General features: G+C 54.6%; 1 pseudogene. It reads left to right on the top strand.

Going from position 1 to position 1,695, the window contains the following annotated elements:
• Nucleotides 1-123: 123 nt before the first annotated feature.
• A pseudogene (locus tag EFQ99_RS34780) lies at nt 124-1,695 on the top strand (Ulp1 family isopeptidase); the annotation flags it as partial.

Below are 1,695 nucleotides of genomic sequence, written 5' to 3'. Positions count from 1 at the left end.
GACGCCGGCGACCGTGTGCCGCGTCGCAGATCCGTGGGCGGTTCGATGCGAGTGACGCCGCAGTCGCTGGCGCCGGAGAGGGGTTCGGGGCAGCAAGACGTCGATGCCGCAACGGAGACTCACGTGGCCTCAACCAAGGTTCGCGTCGGCGCCAAGCGTGGTCGCCCCGCCGACCGGGACATGCATCCCGATGACGAGACCCGCATCAACCAGTTCGCGGAAGCAGTCCGAGGCTATGAAATTCTACCCGACGGTAGCATCGGCCGAGGGGACGGAAGGGTTCCCGAGGCTACCGTCGAGAACAATTTAGGGATTCTTAGGAGGTTCGCTCGTTGGCTCCGAGCAGCAAACAGAGATTCGATGGCTTCTCGGTTTTTAAACGATCCAGATTCACTAGCCGTTGATATCGCGGATTATTGGGCAAGCGGTGAGGACGATCAGAACCGTCTTAACTCAGCGCTGTCTCATTTCAGGAGGCTCGGACCTGAGGGGCAAGAACTCCAAGCCGTTGGAGCTGGGCCGCGCCTGATGGGCCGCCGAATTCATGATCCCTATCCCGATGACGCCCGCGTCATTGATAGCTTGGCCAAGGAAGAGCTGAGTAAGTTCGGACCGGTCTCGATTTCTCAGAAAAATGCCAGTAACCAACGAAAGTTTAGCGATTGGCTCAAAAGGGAGGGTAGGGGGAGCATAGTCAGCCGACTCACGGGTACTGATCAGCAGCAACGGTCGTTGCAGGAGGATTTTAGGAAATTTACCGAGGCCGAGGGAAAAGTGGTCGTGAGTTTAGATCGGCTGCGGCAGTATCTAGGCGCCGAGTCCCAGTTGAAACAGCATAATCCTTATCCCGACGACGCCCTCATGATTGATGGCTTGGCCAACGAAGAGCTGAGCAAGCTCGGACCGGACTCGACTTCCAAGAGGAAAGTTGTCCAGAATATGGCGATAAATCAACGGAGGTTTAGTGATTGGCTCCAAAAGAATGGTCGGGGGAGCATAAGCAGTCGCCTGACTGGCAGTGATGAGCAGCAACGGTCGTTGAAGGACGATTTTAGGGAATTTACTACTAACGTTGAAGTAAAAATAAGCGTGGGTTTCGATCGGCTGCGACAGTATCTAGGCGCCGAGTCGCAGTTGAAACAGCATGATCCTTATCCCGACGACACCCGCATGATTGATGGCTTCGCCAATGAAGAGCTGAGCAAGCTCGGACCGGACTCGACTTCCAAGAGGAAAGGCGTCTTGAATCTGGCCAGCAATCAACGGAGGTTTAGTAATTGGCTCCGAAAGAATGGTCGGGGGAGCATAAGCAGTCGCCTGACTGGCAGTGATGAGCAGCAACGGTCGTTGAAGGACGATTTTAGGGAATTTACTACTAACGTTGAAGTAAAAATAAACGTGAGTCTCGATCGGCTGCGGCAGTATCTAGGCGCTGAGTCGCAGTTGAAACAGCATCATCCTTATCCCGACGACGCCCTCATGATTGATGCCTTGGCCAACGAAGAGCTGAGCAAGCTCGGATCGGCCTCGACTTCCAAGAGGAGAGTCGTCTGGAGACTGGCCAGCAATCAACGAAAGTTTAGTGATTGGCTGCAAACCAGGGGTAGGGAGAGCATAGCGAGCCGGCTCAACGGCAGTGATCAGCAGCAATGGTCGTTGAAAAAAGATTACCAAGACTTCACCGAAGACATGGGA

It is taken from the genome of Rhizobium vallis (assembly GCF_003985155.1).
GTDB classification, from domain to species: domain Bacteria; phylum Pseudomonadota; class Alphaproteobacteria; order Rhizobiales; family Rhizobiaceae; genus Rhizobium; species Rhizobium vallis.
The sequence above is the reverse complement of the archived record's forward strand: the minus strand, read 5'-3'. Positions and strand labels throughout refer to the sequence as shown.